At 67.5% G+C, this 15,949-nt stretch carries 14 protein-coding genes and 2 tRNA genes; 9 read left to right on the top strand and 7 right to left on the bottom strand.

What is annotated here, in order from left to right:
• Positions 1-20: 20 nt before the first annotated feature.
• Both PGN12_14150 and PGN12_14145 read right to left on the bottom strand, forming a co-directional pair.
• On the bottom strand, positions 21-521 hold the full coding sequence (locus PGN12_14150; GenBank protein ID MEH3105028.1) for a ca2+ sensor protein: 501 nt from the start codon (positions 519-521) through the stop codon (positions 21-23).
• A 118-nt stretch (positions 522-639) separates the two neighbouring features.
• Positions 640-1,278, bottom strand: coding sequence for a glutathione S-transferase N-terminal domain-containing protein (locus tag PGN12_14145; GenBank protein MEH3105027.1), 639 nt, complete (start codon positions 1,276-1,278; stop codon positions 640-642).
• A gap of 190 nt (positions 1,279-1,468) precedes the next feature.
• Between PGN12_14145 and PGN12_14140 the strand changes: the two genes are divergently transcribed.
• Positions 1,469-2,296, top strand: coding sequence for a helix-turn-helix domain-containing protein (locus PGN12_14140; GenBank protein ID MEH3105026.1), 828 nt, complete (start codon positions 1,469-1,471; stop codon positions 2,294-2,296).
• 93 nt (positions 2,297-2,389) lie between these two features.
• On the opposite strand, the gene PGN12_14135 is transcribed toward PGN12_14140, so the two are convergent.
• On the bottom strand, positions 2,390-3,625 hold the full coding sequence (locus tag PGN12_14135) for a TetR family transcriptional regulator (GenBank protein MEH3105025.1): 1,236 nt from the start codon (positions 3,623-3,625) through the stop codon (positions 2,390-2,392).
• Positions 3,626-3,760: 135 nt separating this feature from the next.
• Between PGN12_14135 and PGN12_14130 the strand changes: the two genes are divergently transcribed.
• From PGN12_14130 to PGN12_14115, 4 genes are all read left to right on the top strand, one after another.
• A complete protein-coding gene (locus tag PGN12_14130; GenBank protein MEH3105024.1) occupies positions 3,761-4,996 on the top strand; it encodes an acyl-CoA dehydrogenase family protein in 1,236 nt (411 codons plus the stop codon).
• A complete protein-coding gene (locus PGN12_14125; GenBank protein MEH3105023.1) occupies positions 4,993-6,012 on the top strand; it encodes a phosphotransferase family protein in 1,020 nt (339 codons plus the stop codon). The genes PGN12_14130 and PGN12_14125 overlap by 4 nt, the downstream gene beginning before the upstream one ends.
• A complete protein-coding gene (locus PGN12_14120) occupies positions 6,009-6,809 on the top strand; it encodes an SDR family NAD(P)-dependent oxidoreductase (protein MEH3105022.1) in 801 nt (266 codons plus the stop codon). Before PGN12_14125 ends, PGN12_14120 begins: the two co-directional genes overlap by 4 nt.
• A 150-nt stretch (positions 6,810-6,959) precedes the next feature.
• Entirely contained in the window at positions 6,960-8,027 is a 1,068-nt protein-coding gene (locus tag PGN12_14115; protein ID MEH3105021.1) for a catalase family protein, read from the top strand.
• 6 nt (positions 8,028-8,033) lie between these two features.
• On the opposite strand, the gene PGN12_14110 is transcribed toward PGN12_14115, so the two are convergent.
• From PGN12_14110 to PGN12_14095, 4 genes are all read right to left on the bottom strand, one after another.
• Positions 8,034-8,921 (bottom strand): acyl-CoA thioesterase II, encoded by an 888-nt coding sequence (locus PGN12_14110; protein ID MEH3105020.1) that lies wholly within the window; start codon positions 8,919-8,921, stop codon positions 8,034-8,036.
• On the bottom strand, positions 8,918-10,045 hold the full coding sequence (locus PGN12_14105; protein MEH3105019.1) for an acyl-CoA/acyl-ACP dehydrogenase: 1,128 nt from the start codon (positions 10,043-10,045) through the stop codon (positions 8,918-8,920). The genes PGN12_14110 and PGN12_14105 overlap by 4 nt, the downstream gene beginning before the upstream one ends.
• A 182-nt stretch (positions 10,046-10,227) precedes the next feature.
• Complete coding sequence (locus tag PGN12_14100) at positions 10,228-11,406, bottom strand: acyl-CoA dehydrogenase family protein (protein ID MEH3105018.1); 1,179 nt, start codon at positions 11,404-11,406, stop codon at positions 10,228-10,230.
• On the bottom strand, positions 11,403-13,439 hold the full coding sequence (locus PGN12_14095; GenBank protein MEH3105017.1) for a 3-hydroxyacyl-CoA dehydrogenase NAD-binding domain-containing protein: 2,037 nt from the start codon (positions 13,437-13,439) through the stop codon (positions 11,403-11,405). Before PGN12_14095 ends, PGN12_14100 begins: the two co-directional genes overlap by 4 nt.
• Before the next feature lie 219 nt (positions 13,440-13,658).
• On the opposite strand from PGN12_14095, the gene PGN12_14090 reads away from it, so the two are divergent.
• From PGN12_14090 to PGN12_14075, 4 genes are all read left to right on the top strand, one after another.
• Entirely contained in the window at positions 13,659-14,393 is a 735-nt protein-coding gene (locus PGN12_14090; GenBank protein ID MEH3105016.1) for a Crp/Fnr family transcriptional regulator, read from the top strand.
• Between the two features lie 52 nt (positions 14,394-14,445).
• Positions 14,446-15,636, top strand: a complete 1,191-nt coding sequence (locus PGN12_14085) for an AI-2E family transporter (protein MEH3105015.1) — start codon at positions 14,446-14,448, stop codon at positions 15,634-15,636.
• 46 nt (positions 15,637-15,682) lie between these two features.
• A tRNA-Asp gene (locus tag PGN12_14080) sits at positions 15,683-15,759 on the top strand.
• Between the two features lie 99 nt (positions 15,760-15,858).
• Positions 15,859-15,935: transfer RNA gene (locus PGN12_14075), tRNA-Asp, on the top strand.
• Positions 15,936-15,949 lie beyond the last annotated feature (14 nt).

The raw sequence follows: 15,949 nt of genomic DNA, 5'->3' as shown, positions 1-15,949 counted from the left end.
CGTCGTCATGCGAAAAGGGGTCAGCCGATCGGCGCGGCGGCGTCGGCCGGCGGCCGCTGCCCGTCGTGCGGGCGATCATGGCCCAGCCGCCGCGATCGCATCAGCAACATCATCGCCTCGCGCTCATTGGCGTCGATCCGCCCGTCATGGTTGGTGTCGACCCGGTCGAAGCGCTTGAGCGCGCGGGCGCGGAACTCGGCCTGGGTCTGGTCGGCGTCGCGCCGTCCCCCGCGCGCATCGTCACCGCCGCCACGCGGCATCGGTCCGCGCCGCTGCTCGCGCCACGCACGCCGCTCGTCGCGGGTCAGCTTGCCATCGTGGTTGGTGTCCATCGCCGCGAAGCGTCGGTCGGCATCGGCGGTGGCCTCGTCGCGGGTCACCACGCCGTTGCCATCGCCATCGCCTTCGGAGGTCTGCATCGGTGCCGGAGGCGGGGGCGGGGTTTGCGCCTGCACGCTGGCGGCACCCAGCCCGCCCAGCATCGCGGCGCCCAGGATGGCGGCGGTCGTCCAAGTCTTCATCGCAATACCCCTTCGTCCCCATGGGGCATGATCGCCCCGGCCGCTGCCTTGTGCAGCCGGGGCGTCGCGCGAACATGTCGACGGTGGGGCGAAACTGTCGCGACTTGTATCAAGCCGGTTACCTGGGCGCCGCGACGGCCTTGCCGCGTTCATAGGCGCGCACCACCGCCGGCCGCGCCGCGATCGTGGCGTGCCAGCGCGCGAGATTGGGGAAGTTCGCCATATCCTGCCCCTGCGCCGCGGGCAGGATCCATGGATAGCACGCCATGTCAGCGATCGTATATTCGTCGCCGGTCACGAAGTTGCGGCCCTCCAGCCGGCGATCGAGCACGCCGTACAGCCGCGTCGTCTCCTTGACGTAGCGGTCGATCGCATACGGCACCTTCTCGGGCGCGAAGCGCGTGAAATGGTGGTTCTGCCCCAGCATCGGGCCAAGCCCGCCCATCTGCCACATCAGCCATTGCAGCACGTCGACATGCGCGCGCGGATCGCGCCCGCCGAACGATCCGGTCTTGTGCGCCAGATACAGCAGGATCGCGCCGCTCTCGAACACGCTGATCGGGGCGCCGCCATCGCGCGGAGCATGGTCGACGATCGCCGGCATCCTGTTGTTCGGCGCGATCTTCAGGAACTCGGGCCTGAACTGCTCGCCCGCGCCGATATTGACGGGATGGATCGTGTGCTCGAGCCCCGCCTCCTCAAGGAAGATCAATACCTTGTGCCCGTTCGGCGTCGGCCAGTAATGAAGGTCGATCATCGCATACAGCTCCCATGCGTCGCGTGCGTCGATGCATAGCACATCGCGTCGCGGTTCCGTTCCGCTGCTGACATCCACTTTGGCGATGCTTGGAAGCGAGACGTGCTTGCAGCCGGGCAACAAAAGATTATGAGGTCAAACTAACAGGTTGCTGGGGGGCGACGTGACGGGGAAAGAGAATAGGGCGGCGATGGTGGATGTACGCTATGTCCCGCCCGGGGACCGGTTGAAGCGCTACGTCACCGGCTATCACCGCTTCGCGGCCCCCGTCTGCCCCGATCGCGCGATGCACGATGCCTTCTTCCCCAGCGTCGCGACGATCCGCGTCTCGCTGCGCAACAGCCCGTCGTGGTCGCTCAAGATCGCCAGCCGCCTCGTCGATCCGATGCCCGCGATCGCGCTGACCGGACCGACCAGTTATGCCGGCTATCTCACCTGCTATGGTGGTGAATTGGTCGGCGTCGGGCTGCAGCCGCTCGGCTGGGCGCAGATTTTCGGCGGCGACGTCTCGCGCTACGCCAATCGCGTCATCGCGCTCGGCGACATCGATCCGGGCGCGAACATGCTCCGCGAGGCACTGGAAAGCGATCAGCCGTTCGAGGCGGCGTTCGAGGCGTGGCTGGAGGCGCGGCTCGATCGCCGCCCGCCCGCCGACCCGCGCATCGAGATCCTGTGTGAGCTGCTGCGCGATCCCGCCACGACGCGGATCGAGACCGTCGCGGAGGCGCTCGACATGTCGCCGCGCGCGCTGGCGGCGATGACGCGTTTCAACTTCGGCTTCACTCCCAAGTTGCTGCTCCGCCGCACGCGTTTCCTGCGCGCGGTCACGATCGTGCTGACCCAGCCCGAGGCTGGGCCGGCGGCGTTGGAGGCGGCCGGCTATTGGGACCGGTCGCACTTCCTGCGCGACAGTCATCTGTTCCTCGGCTGCTCGGTCCGCGAATTCACCCGCCGCCGCGGCCCGCACAATCAGGTCGCGATCATGGCGCGCATCCAGGCATTCGGCACGCCGGTGTAGCAAGTAGCTCCGTCATTGCGAGCGTAGCGAAGCAATCCAGGGCGTCGCGCGGAACACTGGATTGCTTCGCTACACTCGCAATGACGACTTGGCTCACCCCGCCAGCGCGCGGTCGTCAAACATCCCGAACATCAACGTCGAGGCATAGCAGCGGATCGCGCGCTCGCGCTCCATGCTCCACGCCCATTTTCGCATGTCGAACGCGGCGTTGAGCATCCCCATCAGCGCCTGCGACGCGATCAGGCTGTCGACCGGGCGCACCGTGCCCTCGGCGATCCCGTCCATCATCGTTCCCGCGAAGCGTCGCGCGATCCGCGTCGAACGGTCGATCATCTGCTGCCGCTCGCCCGCCGGCAGCCCGCTCAGCGCGGTGGTGCGCAACAGCGACTCGCGTTCCGAAAACTGCACCGCCACCAGCGTCGCAACCGTGTCGCACAGCCGCTCCCAATGCGTCCCGCCGCGTTCGTCGGCGAGCCGTTGCGTCGCCGCGATCGTACCGAAGCTGCGGCGATAGCAGGCGACGACCAGGTCGTCCTTGGCGTCGAGATGGTGGTAGAAGCTGCCCTTGGTGACGTTCAGCTCCGATGCGATCCGTTGCACCGATGCGCCACGATAGCCCAGTTCGTTGATAAGCCGCGTCGCCGCGAGCAGGAACGCCTCGCGCCCCGGCACCGGATCGTCGTGCGGTAACACCACCGCCACCGGGTCCCATCGCGCACCCTCCACCGCCAGCCCGTCGCGCAGCAAGGCGATCAGCCGGGCCGCGGCGCGCGGATATTGATCGACCTCGTAGCGCGGGAGCCACAGCGGCAGCCAGAAGATGTTTTCGAGCAGGACATGCGCGCGTGCGCCGGCCAGATCGGTCGCCGCGCGCGACAGCCCGTCGCCCCACAAGGCCCGCGTCCGCCGGAACACCTCGCGCCAGCGGTTCATCAGCGTCGCGCGCATCGGCTCGTCCATCGCGCGCAGGTCGGAGAGCACCGCCAGCGCGCGCTCCTCGCCGCGCTCAATTCGCATCAGCCGCTCGACGTTCAGCGTCACCATCCGCGCGACCCGCGCCTGCGGCGTCGCCTCGCGTGCGGCAACGTCGAGCATCGCCATCAGGCTGTCGAGCGTCTGCTCGAAGGCGGCGGCGGCCAGATCCTCCTTGCGCTTGAAATAATAGGTCACGCTGGTCGTGTTCAGCCCGACGCGGCGCGCGACATCGGCGAAGGTCATGCCCTTCGCGCTCTGCTCGTTGATCGCATCGGCGGCGGCGGCGAGGATCGCCTGACGCTTCTCGCGAAAGCGCCGCGTGCTGCCGGTGTCTTCGGTACGGATGTCCCCCATGACGTAGCGTTAGCATGGCTCATTTCGAAGATGCAGTCCTTTTTCGCTCAGAGCGTGGATCGCGTGATCGGCGGCTTTACCGAACATCCGGTATGGCCTACACCTCGCCGCCGACAGCCATGGAGAGGAAGCGCGGTGGATTTCACCCTCAGCGAGCGCGAGACGCATTTCCGCGATCGGGTACGCGAATTCATCGCCCGCGAGATCGCGCCGCGCCGCGCCGAGCACGACCGCCAGCATCACGACGGCGACCCGTGGAAGGTGCTCCCCGTGATCGAAGAGGTGAAGGCGCTGGCGAAGGCTGCCGGGCTGTGGAACTTCTTCATGCCGCCGCATTCCGGCCAGACCCATGTCGACGATACGTTCGTGTTCGAGGGCACGCAGCTGTCGAACCTCGAATATGCTTTGTGCGCCGAGGAAATGGGTCGCATTGACTGGGCGAGCGAATGCTTCAACTGTTCGGCGCCCGACACCGGCAACATGGAGGTGCTCCATCGCTACGGCACGCTGGCGCAGAAGGAAGAATGGCTGCGTCCGCTGATGCACGGTGAGATCCGCTCGGTCTTCCTGATGACCGAACCCGCGGTCGCCTCCTCCGATGCGACGAACATCGAAACGCGCATTGATCGCGACGGCGACCACTATGTCATCAACGGCCGCAAATGGTGGTCGTCGGGGATCGGCGACCCACGCTGCCGGATCGGTATCCTGATGGGCAAGACCGACACTAGCGCGGCGCGGCACCAGCAGCAAAGCATGGTGCTGGTTCCGCTCGATACGCCGGGCGTGCGGATCGAGCGGATGCTGTCGGTCTATGGCTATGACCATGCCCCACACGGGCATGGAGAGGTCAGCTTCACCGACGTGCGCGTGCCGGTCGACAACATCCTGCTCGGCGAGGGCAGGGGGTTCGAGATCGCGCAGGGGCGGCTCGGGCCAGGGCGCATCCACCATTGCATGCGCACGATCGGCGTCGCCGAAAGCGCGATCGAGGCGATGGCGCGCCGGCTCGTCACCCGCACCGCCTTCGGCAAGCGCATCGCCGATCACAGCGTCTGGGAGGAACGGATCGCGCGCGCGCGGATCGACATCGAGATGACGCGACTGTTGTGCCTCAAGGCCGCCGACATGATGGACAAGGCCGGCAACAAGGCCGCGCAGCAGGAGATCGCGATGATCAAGGTGCAGGCGCCCAACATGGCGCTGCGCATTCTTGACGATGCGGTGCAGGCGCATGGCGGCGCGGGCGTGTCGGGCGACTTCGACCTCGCGCACGCCTGGGCGTCGATGCGGACGTTGCGCTTCGCCGACGGCCCCGACGAGGTCCATGCGCGTGCGATCGCCCGGCACGAGTTCGGCAAATACGCATGAGCGACCTCGATACCGCGCGGCTCGGCGACTGGCTGGCGGCGCATGTCCCCGGTTCCGGCGCGATCATCGGGCAGCAGCGGCTCGAGGGCGGGCAGTCCAACCCCACCTATCGCGTCGATACCGAGGCCGGCAGCTACGTCCTGCGCCGCAAGCCGGTCGGCGCGCTGCTGCCGTCGGCGCATCAGGTCGACCGCGAACATCGCGTGATCGCCGCGCTCCACCCGACCGGCTTTCCGGTGCCGCGTCCCTACGGCCTGTGCATGGACGATGCGGTGATCGGCTCGGCCTTCTACGTGATGGCGATGGTCGAGGGGCGGACGATCTGGGACGGCACGATGCCCGATCTCGACCCCGATCAGCGTCGCGCGCATTACGAGGCGATGATCGACACGCTCGCCGATCTCCACAACACCGATCACGTCGCGATCGGCCTTGAGGATTATGGCCGCCCCGGCAATTATTTCGAGCGGCAGGTCGCGCGCTGGACCAAGCAATATCGCGGCGCCGAAACCGAGCCGATGCCGGCGATGGAGCGGCTGATCGACTTCCTGCCGCGCACCGTCCCCGCGCAGGAGCGGACCAGCATCGTCCACGGCGATTACCGCGTCGACAATCTCCGCTTCGCGCCCGGCACCGCGCCGCGCGTCGCGGCGGTGCTCGACTGGGAATTGTCGACGCTCGGCGACCCGGTCGCCGATCTCACCTATTTCCTGATGAGCTGGGTCACCGAACCCGAAGGCCGCTCGGGCGTGCTCGGGCGGACCGGCGCGGCGACCGGCATCCCGGAAATGACCGGGATGCTGGAGCGCTATTGCGCACGCACCCGGCGCAACGCGCCGATCGCGCTCGACTGGTATTTCGCGTTCAACCTCTTCCGCCTCGCCGGCATTGTGCAGGGCATCAAGAAGCGGATCGTCACCGGCACCGCCGCCAACCCGCGCGCGCATGAAACAGCGGCGCGGATGGGCGGGCTGGTCGATGCGGCATGGCAGTTCGCGCAAAGGGCGGGCGCATGAGGCGTTTCGCGGGCAAGTCGATCGTCGTCACCGGCGCGGGCTCGGGGATCGGTCGCGCGGCGGCGTCGCTGTTCGCCGCCGAGGGCGGGCAGGTGGTCGTCGCCGACGTCACCGATCAGGCCGAGGAAACCGCGCAGGCGATCACCGCCGCGGGTGGCGTGGCGAAGCCGATCCGCATGGATGCCGGCGACGAAAGCGATGTCGCGCGCACCGTCGCGTTCGCGGCCGATCGCTTCGGCGGACTCGACGTGATGTTCGCCAATGCCGGCATTGCGGGCGGCATGGCGAACATCTTCGACACCGATGTCGCGCTGTTCGCCGAGGTGTTGCGCGTCAATCTGATCGGCCCATGGCTCGCGGTGAAGCACGCCGCGCCGCTGATCGCCGCGCGCGGTGGCGGGGCGATCGTGCTGACCGCCAGCGTCGCCGGGCTGCGCTCGGGCGCGGGCTCACCGGCCTATTCGGCGTCCAAGGCCGGGGTCATCAACCTCGCCATGACTGCCGCGCAGCAATTGTCCGGCTCGGGCGTCCGCGTGAACGCACTATGCCCCGGGCTCACTGAAACCGGCATGACCCAACCGACCTTCGACTACGCCCGCGACGCCGGCAAGATGGACCGCCTCGGCCGCCTCAATCCGCTGCGCCGGGGCGCGCAGCCCGAGGAACTGGCGCGCGTGGCGCTGTTCCTCGCCAGCGACGATGCGAGCTACGTCAACGGACAGGCGCTCGCAGCGGATGGCGGCCTGTCGTCGAGCCACCCGGTGACGCGACAGGAATACGGCAAGACTGCGGTATAATACTCCGTTCGTGCTGAGCTTGTCGAAGCACGTGCCCGGAACACGCCCTTCGACAAGCTCAGGGCGAACGGGAGAGTATGCTTACTTCATACCGCCGGGAACGCCCACCGCTAACCTGTGTTGACCCTCCACCCACAGGAGAGTCGCCCGATGCCCGCCCCCGTCCGCTACACCCCCGACATCGAGCAGCTTCAGCCCGACGAGACGGCGACGATCGCCCAGCTCAACGAGCAGTTCGACATCGTCCTCGACACCACCGCCGAGGATTACGGCCACGCCGTCCGCGCCGTCCATGCCAAGGCACATGCGATCCTCGAAGGCACGCTGACCATCGATGCCGACCTCCCACCCGAGCTGGCGCAGGGCCTGTTCGCAACCCCCGGCGAGCACAAGGTGCTGATGCGCTTCTCGACCAACCCCGGCGACATCCTCGACGACGCGATCTCGCTCCCGCGCGGCCTCGCGATCAAGATCTTCGACGTCGACGGCGAACGCCTGCCCGGTGCGGAAGGGCGCGCGCAGGACTTCATCATGGTCAACGCCACCGCCTTCCAGGCGAAGACCGCCGAGAAATTCCTCGGCAATCTCAAGCTGCTGGCGCGAACCACCGACAAGGCGGAGGGCGGCAAGAAGGCGCTGTCCGCGGTGCTGCGCGGCGTCAGCAGCGCGCTGGGCGCGGTCGGGATCGAAAGCGCGACGATCAACACGCTGGGCGGCGCGCCCAACGTCGATCCGATCGGCGAGACCTATTACAGCGCCACGCCGTTCCGCTACGGCGACCATATCGCCAAGTTCAGCCTCGCACCAATCGCCCCCGGCCTGACCGAGCGCACCGGCGCGATCATCGACACCGCCGGCGACCGCGACGCGATCCGCCACACCGTCCGCGCCGAGCTACGCGCGATCCCCGGCGAATGGGAGTTCCGCGTCCAGCTCGCCCGCGACCTCGCGCGCCAGCCGGTCGAGGACGCCACCGTCGAATGGGACGAAGTCGAAGCCCCCTTCATCCGCGTCGCCACGATCCGCACCGCCGCGCAGGACAGTTGGGACGACACCCGCGTCGAACAGGTCAACGAAAAGACGCGGTTCAGCGTCTGGACCGGCCTCGCCGCACACCAGCCGCTCGGCAACATCAACCGCGCGCGCCGCGACACCTATCGCCACTCCGCCGACTACCGCCAGCGCGTCAACCGCTGCCCGATCCACGAACCGAGCTGAGGCGGATCAGCGCCGCTCACGCATCCGCGCCAGCCCCTCTTGCGCGACGCTCGCCACCAGCCGCCCATCGGCCGCGAAGATCCGCCCGCGGTTCATTCCGCGGCCGTGCCCTGCCCAAGGACTGTCCATCGTATAGAGCAGCCAGTCGTCGGTGCGCGCGGGCTCGTGCAGCCACAGCGCGTGGTCGAGGCTGGCGGTCTGCATTCCCGGCGTGATCCACGTCACGCCATGCGGCAACATGCATGTCCCCAGCAGCATCATGTCGCTGGCATAAGCGAGCACCGCGCGGTGCATCGCCGGATCGTCGCCGACCGGTGCGACCGCACGGAACCAGTAATGATGCACCGGCGGGGCAGGCGTCGGCTCGGTCCAGTGCCGCGGCGTGACCGGGCGATATTCGATCGCGCGCGGCCGCAGCAATTGCTCGCGTAGCTGCGGCGGAATCCTGTCCGCGACCGCCGCGCGCAGCGTCTGCTCATTCTCCAGCGCCTCCGGCGGCGGCACGTCAGGCATCGCATCCTGATGCGCCAGCCCGTCCTCGGGCCGCTGGAACGAGGCGGCCATGTTGAGGATCGGCGTGCCGCGCTGCATCGCGATCACCCGCCGCGTCGCGAAGCTGCGCCCTTCGAAATCGCGCACCACGCGGTAGATGATCGGATGCTCCTCCGACCCCGCGCGCATGAAATAGGCGTGGAGCGAATGCGCGACCTTGTCGGTCTCGCCCACCGAGCGCTGCGCCGCCTGCAACGCCTGCGCGATCACCTGCCCGCCGAACACGCGCCCGACGCCGCCGGTCGAGCGGCGTCCGCGATACAGATCGGTGTCGATCTCCTCGACGTCGAGCAGATCGACCAGATCGGCGACCAATTCGGCAGGGGAGGGCACGTCGCTCAATAGCCGCGCCCGCGCGCCACGCGATCCGCATGGAAGTTCGTATCGCCGAACATCTCCGCGAGCACCCGTGCGCGCTTCATGAAGAAGCCGATGTCATATTCGTCGGTCATCCCGATTCCGCCGTGCATCTGAATGCCTTCCTGCACCGACAGCGTCGTGGCAAGCCCCGTCATCGCCTTGGCGACCGACACCGCCTGATCCGCTGCGGCATCGCCCGCGTCGAGCAATTGCTGCGCCTTGAGCACTGCCGCGCGCGCGACTTCCATCTCGGCATAGAGATGCGCGGCGCGATGCTGGAGCGCCTGGAAGCTGCCGATCAGCGTGCCGAACTGCTTGCGTTGCTTCAGATAGGCGACCGTCATGTCCATCGCGCCGCCGCCGACCCCGAGCAACTCCGCCGACGCCCCGGTCCGGCCCGCGCGCAACAACCGGTCGAGCGGTCCCCGTCCGGCATCCACCTCGCCGATCACCGCATCCGCGTCGACCGCCACCCCCTCGAACGTCAGCCGTGCCGCGACGCTGCTGTCGGCAAGCCGCTCGGGGGTCGCGGTCAGCCCGGCGGCATCGGCGGGCACCGCGAACAGCGTCACGCCCTCGGCCTCGTCGTCGCTTCCGCCAGTGCGTGCCGCGACGATCAACAGATCGGCGACATGGCCGTGCGTCACGAACTGCTTGGCACCGCTCAGCCGGAAGCCGTTGCCGGCCCGCTCGGCGCGCAACGCGACCCGGTCACGATGCTTGGCCCCCTCGTCGATCGCCAGGGCCGCGACCGTCTCGCCCGACAGGATGCCGGGGAACCAGCGTTCCGCCTGCGCGGTGTTGTGAAGCGCCGCCACCGCCGCGACCGCGGTGGTCAGGAACGGCGACGGCGACAGGTTGCGCCCGATCTCCTCCAGCACCACTCCGGCCTCGACATGCCCGAGCCCGAGCCCGCCGGCGTCTTCGCGGATCAGGATGCCGGTGAACCCCATCTCGGCGAATTGCTTCCACAGCGCACGATCGAACCCGGTCTTGTCGTCGCTGTCGCGCAGTCGCCGCAGATGCGCGACCGGCGCGTTCTCGCTGACGAAATCGCGCGCAGTGTCGCGCAGCATCGTCTGTTCGTCATTCAGGAAAAGCGGCATCGCATCCTCCGATAATGGGCCCGACCGCCCGGCCTCCACCGTCGCCCCTGCGCAGGCAGGGGCCCATGTCTGTTTCGCGTGCCGAGACGCCTGACACATAACCCGCGCTCAACAACGGCCATCGCCACTCATCCACTCGACCGTCATAGGCCGCTGCCTCCGCAGGGGCGACGGCCCGCACGTCAGCCCGGCAACTCCAGTATCCGTTTCGCCACGATGTTGAGCTGGATCTCGCTCGTCCCGCCCTCGATCGAGTTCGCCTTGGTCCGCAGCCACGCCCGCGCCGCGCGTCCGCCGCCCGAGCGCTCGCTCTCCCATTCCACCGCGTCCGACCCGCCCGCCGCCATCGCCAGCTCGTGCCGCGCCTTGTTCAGCTCGGTGCCGTAATATTTCATCATGCTCGGCTGTGCGGGATGTGCGTGCCCGGCCTTCAGCTCGTCGATGAACCGCTCGCTCTGCGCCGCGAACGCCAGCGCACGCACCTCGTACAGCGCGATCTTTGCGCGCAGCAGCGGATCGGCGAGCCGCCCCTCCGCATCCACCCCGACCGTCGCCAGCGCCCCCTCGACCAACGCATCGCCGCCGCCCGACAGCCCCATGCCCGAGATCATCTCGCGCTCGTGCCCGAGCAGATATTTGGCGACGTCCCATCCCTTGTTCAGTTCGCCGACCAGATTGGCCTTGGGCACCTTCACATCATCGAAGAACGTCTCGCAGAACGGTGAATAGCCGCTGATGAGCAGGATCGGCTTTGTCGAGACGCCGGGCGACGCCATGTCGAACAGCACGAAGCTGATTCCGCCCTGCTTGGTCGTCTTGTCGGTGCGCACCAGACAGAAGATCCAGTCGGCCTGATCGGCGTAGCTGGTCCATACCTTCTGCCCGTTGACGACGAAATGGTCGCCGGCATCCTCGGCGCTGGTCGCGAGGCTGGCGAGGTCCGATCCGGCATTGGGCTCCGAATAGCCTTGGCACCAGCGGATCTCGCCGCGCGCGATCTTCGGCAGATGCTCCAGCTTCTGCGCCTCGGTCCCGTATTTCAGCAGCGCCGGCCCGAGCATCGAGATGCCGAAGCTGTTGAGCGGATTGCGCGCCTTGATCCGCGCCATCTCCTCGCGCAGCACCTTGGTCTCCGCCGCGCTCAGCCCACCGCCGCCATAGTCCGTCGGCCAGTCGGGAACGGTCCAGCCGCGCGCCGCCATCCGGTCGAGCCAAATCTTCTGCGGTGCGGTCAGCCGCGACTGGTCGCGACCGCCCCACACCACGTCCTTTTCGGAGACGATCGGTGCGCGCATCTCGGGCGGGCAGTTCTCTTCAAGCCACGCCCGCGTCTCGCTGCGGAAAGTGTCGAGATCGCTCACTTGAACGCCTCCCCGGACTTCAGGCCCTTGGCGACCGGGAAGCCGTAGCGTTCCAGCCCGGCGACTACCTTGTCGGCGCCCTCGCTCTGCGCCCAGAACATCGGCCCGCCGCGATAGACCGGCCAGCCATAACCATAGACCCACACGACATCGATATCCGATGCGCGCTGCGCCATGCCTTCCTCAAGGATCAGCGCGCCTTCGTTGACCATCGTGTAGAGCGTGCGCGCGACGATCTCCTCGTCGCTGATGTCGCGCGGGGTTGCGCCCTCCTTGGCGCGGAATTCGTCGATGATCTCGGCCACGCGCGGCGACGGGGTCGGGTTTCGCTTCTCGTCGTAATCGTAGAAGCCCGCGCCCTTCTTCTGCCCCCAGCGCCCCTCGGCGGCGAGCGCGTCACGAATGTTCTCGATCCGCGTCGGATCGCGGTGCCAGCCGATATCGACCCCGGCGAGATCGGCCATCTGGAACGGCCCCATCGGCATCCCGAACGCGACGTGCACGCGGTCGATCTGCTCGGGCGTCGCGCCTTCCATCAACAGCTTGTTGGCCTCAACCTGCCGCGGCATCAGCATCCGGTTGCCGATGAACCCGTCGCACACGCCCGCAACCACCGCGACCTTGCGGATTGTCTTGGCGAGCGCCATCACCGTCGCCAGCACGTCGGGCGCGGTCTGCTTGCCGCGCACCACCTCCAGCAATTTCATGACGTTGGCCGGCGAGAAGAAGTGCATCCCCAGCACGTCGCCGGGGCGCTTCGTGACCGCGGCGATCGCGTCGATGTTGAGATAGCTGGTGTTGCTCGCGAGGATCGCGCCGGGCTTGGCGATCGCGTCGAGCTTCGTGAAGATGTCCTTCTTGACGCCCATATCCTCATAGACCGCCTCGATGATCAGGTCGCAGTCGCCGAGATCGTCGAGTGACAGGGTAGGGGAGAGCAGCGCCATCGCCTTGCCCGGCGCGTCGGCGGGCAGCCGGCCCTTCGCGGCGCTCGCCTCGTAATTGCGCCGCATCACCCCGGTGCCGCGATCAAGCGCGTCCTGCTGCATCTCGACGATCGTCACCGGCACGCCCGCCGACAGGAAGTTCATCGCGATCCCGCCGCCCATCGTCCCCGCGCCGATCACGCCGACGCGCTTGATGGGGCGCACCGCAATGGCGGGGTCGATGTCGTCGATCTTCGCCGCCTTGCGCTCGGCGAAGAACAGGTGTCGCTGCGCCGCCGATTGCGTGCCGGTCATCAATGCCATGAACTGCTCGCGCTCCACCGCCAGCCCGTCCTCGAACGGCTGTTCGGTTGCGGCCACGACGCAGGTGATGCACGCCTCCGGCGCATCGAAGCCGCGCAACTTGCGGCCATGCGTCTTGCGGAACGCCTCGACCGCCGCCGGATCGGGCGCGACGATGCAGTCGCGGACGCGCGGGATCGGCCGCGTGCCCGCGACCTCGCGCGCGAAGGCGATCGCGTCGGCGGCCAGCGTGTCCTCGCCGACCACCTTGTCGACCAGCCCCATCTCCGCCGCCGCCTTCGCGGACACCGGATTGCCGAGCACGATCATCTCCAACGCGGCCTTGACCCCGACCAGCCGCGGCAGCCGCTGCGTCCCGCCCGCGCCGGGCAGCAGCCCCAGCTTCACCTCGGGGGTGCCCAGTTTCGCCGAGGGGACGGCGACGCGATAATGGCAGCCGAGCGCCACCTCGCACCCGCCGCCCAGCGCGGTGCCGTGGATCGCCGCGATCACCGGCTTGGGGCTGGCCTCGATCATGTCGACCAATGTCGGCAGCGGAATGCCCTGCAGCGGCTTGCCGAACTCGCTGATGTCGGCGCCGGCGAAGAAGGTGCGACCGTCGCAACGCAGCACGATCGCGGCGATGCTCGAATCCGCGACACCCGCCTTCACCGCGGCCTCCAGTCCGTCGCGCACTGCCGCACCAAGCGCGTTCACGGGCGGCGAGTCGCTGGTAATTTGGAGGATGTCACCGTCCCGCTCGATACGGATCGGTCCCGATTGCTCGATATTGTGCGAAGACATGGGGGCTGACTCTCCTCGGTTCGGCATACCGCTTTTTCTAACTGTGCTCCATCTATCGCGTCGATGGAGGAAAGCGCAATCGGCGTTGTGCGGACCGTCGCGCCGGTCCCGGCTGATTTTGCCCGCTAATTTCCCATCGGGGGCCGCCGGGCTTGTCCCTGTGCCGCTTCCCCGCCTAATCCTGCATCCTGAATAAGATGGACGGGGGACTGCTCTTCGATGCGCGTGACGAAGGATTTTCTACGCGGGCGCGGCCGCAGTGGATTGACGCAGGCCGAAAAAGACGTGCTGGAAGGCGCCGTCGAGCGGGTCGAGAGCTTGCCCGCGCGCAGCATCGTCACCCGCCGTGGCGACCCGGTGACCTATTCTACCCTGCTGCTTGACGGCGTGATGTGCCGCTACATGGATGCGCGTGACGGTTTCCGGCAATTGGTGGCGTTGCAATTGGCCGGGGATTTCGTCGACTTGCACGGCTATCCGCTGCGCCGGCTCGATCACGACGTCGGCACGCTGACCGAGGCGCGGATTGCGCTCATCCCCCATGCGCGCATCGACCGGATCCTGGTCGACCACCCCCATCTGACCCGCCTGCTGTGGCGCTCGACGCTTCTGGATGCGGCGCTCCACCGTGAATGGATCTTCCGCATCGGGCGGCTCGATGCGGCCGGGCGACTCGCGCACTTCCTGCTCGAAACATACCATAGATTGGAAGCGGTCGGCGCAGCGGATGGTGGCGCGTTCGAATTTGCGCTGACGCAACAAGATCTAGGCGAAGCCCTCGGCCTGACCAGCGTACACGTAAATCGAATGTTGCGACGCCTGCGCGAAGCGGGGCTGGCGGAATTCGCGCGTGGCGTGGTCCGGATCACCGATCATGACCGGCTTGCACGCCTCGGCGAGTTCGATCCCGATTACCTCTATCTCGAAGCCGGTGTCTGGGATCAGGATCGCTAACCGTGCGTGAAGACGCTTGGCCGCGGCCGGTAAATAGCCATAGGTGAAGTATATGCCCGATCAGCCCGCGCCCGCCGATCCGTTCATCCCGGCACCGACCGCGGCCGGGATCGACCCGCCGATGCGGCGTGACCGGTTGCTCGCCGGGCTGACGCTCACCGCCGGGATCGGGCTTGTGCTCGGACTGCCGTTCGCGCTGCAGGCGGGGGCGGAGTTCTTCATGCCGACGGCGATCGCGCTGGTCGTGTCGCTGGCATTGATCCCTTTGCTTGAATGGCTTGAGCGGCGGCGGCTGCCGTCGCCGATTGCGGCGCTGTTCTGCGTGATCCTGTTCCTCGTGATCGCCAACGTCGCGCTCGCCGCGATCGTCGTGCCTGCGACCGAGTTCTTCCGACTGTTGCCCAGCCGCATCCACCGCATCCAGGCGAACCTCGCGCCGATCCTCGATTTGTATTCAAGTCTCGAACGCTACGCCAACCGCACGCTGCGCCAGATCGCGACCACGCCGGTCAAGCCGTCGCCGACCGCGGCGGTGTCGCCGCCAAGTTCGATCGTCGAGCTAGCGGCCACATCCGCGCCCGCGGTAATTGTCCAGACCTTCTATGCTATTCTCGTTGCCTTCTTTTTCCTGTCCGGCTGGACGCGGATGCGCGAGAAGATGATCACCGGGCGCGCCAGCTTCGGTGGTGCGATGACGACCGCGCGGGTGTTGCAGGAGATGGTCGATGCGGTGTCGTCGTATCTCGGGACGATCACCATCATCAACATCGCGCTGGGGGCGGTGGTCGCCGGAGCGCTCCATCTGCTCGGGATGCCGTTTCCGCTGATGTGGGGCGGCATCGTGACGCTGCTCAACTACGTGCCCTATTTCGGTCCGGTGGTCGCGGCGCTGCTGCTCGCGATCGGCGGACTGATGACCTTCTCCGACGTCTGGACCGCCTTGTCGGCGCCCGCGATCATGTACGGCGCGCATCTGATCGAGGCGAACGTCGTGACGCCGCTGATCGTCGGCCACCGCCTGACGATCAATCCGGTGATGATCCTCATTTCGATCAGCTTCTGGGGCTGGGTATGGGGCACGGTCGGCGCGTTGCTGGCGGTGCCGATCCTCATCATCGTCCAGACGATCCTGTCCGCCGCCGGCCGCCCCGACATCGCCGGTTTCCTGTTCGAGGACGGCACGCTGATGCGCGGTCAGGAGGAGCAGGTCGCGGTAGTCGAAAAAGTCGCCGATAGTCGTTGACAGGGTAAGGCGTGCCGCCTAGTTGGCGCGCCTCACGCTTCTACAAGCGGGTGTAGCTCAGTTGGTTAGAGCGCCGGCCTGTCACGCCGGAGGTCGCGGGTTCGAGCCCCGTCACTCGCGCCACCCTCTCTCGGGGTCGGTTTGTGGTCGTCGTGAGGATGACGCGAAACATGCGATCTTGCGGGCGCGATGCCCTGTCGATCCGTGGCGAGCGTAGGGAATGCGGGTGTAGCTCAGTTGGTTAGAGCGCCGGCCTGTCACGCCGGAGGTCGCGGGTTCGAGCCCCGTCACTCGCGCCACTCATCAGTGGCCT

The sequence above is a fragment of the Sphingomonas phyllosphaerae genome (genome assembly GCA_036946405.1).
In the GTDB taxonomy this organism is placed as follows: domain Bacteria; phylum Pseudomonadota; class Alphaproteobacteria; order Sphingomonadales; family Sphingomonadaceae; genus Sphingomonas; species Sphingomonas phyllosphaerae_D.
This window is presented reverse-complemented; position numbering and strand designations above follow the sequence as displayed.

Excerpts from the sequence above, each read along its gene's own strand:
- PGN12_14150 (MEH3105028.1), bottom strand. The coding sequence starts at position 521 with ATGAAGACTTGGACGACCGCCGCCATCCTGGGCGCCGCGATGCTGGGC.
- PGN12_14145 (MEH3105027.1), bottom strand. The coding sequence starts at position 1,278 with ATGATCGACCTTCATTACTGGCCGACGCCGAACGGGCACAAGGTATTG.
- PGN12_14140 (MEH3105026.1), top strand. The coding sequence starts at position 1,469 with ATGGTGGATGTACGCTATGTCCCGCCCGGGGACCGGTTGAAGCGCTAC.
- PGN12_14135 (MEH3105025.1), bottom strand. The coding sequence starts at position 3,625 with ATGGGGGACATCCGTACCGAAGACACCGGCAGCACGCGGCGCTTTCGC.
- PGN12_14125 (MEH3105023.1), top strand. The coding sequence starts at position 4,993 with ATGAGCGACCTCGATACCGCGCGGCTCGGCGACTGGCTGGCGGCGCAT.
- PGN12_14120 (MEH3105022.1), top strand. The coding sequence starts at position 6,009 with ATGAGGCGTTTCGCGGGCAAGTCGATCGTCGTCACCGGCGCGGGCTCG.
- PGN12_14115 (MEH3105021.1), top strand. The coding sequence starts at position 6,960 with ATGCCCGCCCCCGTCCGCTACACCCCCGACATCGAGCAGCTTCAGCCC.
- PGN12_14105 (MEH3105019.1), bottom strand. The coding sequence starts at position 10,045 with ATGCCGCTTTTCCTGAATGACGAACAGACGATGCTGCGCGACACTGCG.
- PGN12_14095 (MEH3105017.1), bottom strand. The coding sequence starts at position 13,439 with ATGTCTTCGCACAATATCGAGCAATCGGGACCGATCCGTATCGAGCGG.
- PGN12_14090 (MEH3105016.1), top strand. The coding sequence starts at position 13,659 with ATGCGCGTGACGAAGGATTTTCTACGCGGGCGCGGCCGCAGTGGATTG.
- PGN12_14085 (MEH3105015.1), top strand. The coding sequence starts at position 14,446 with ATGCCCGATCAGCCCGCGCCCGCCGATCCGTTCATCCCGGCACCGACC.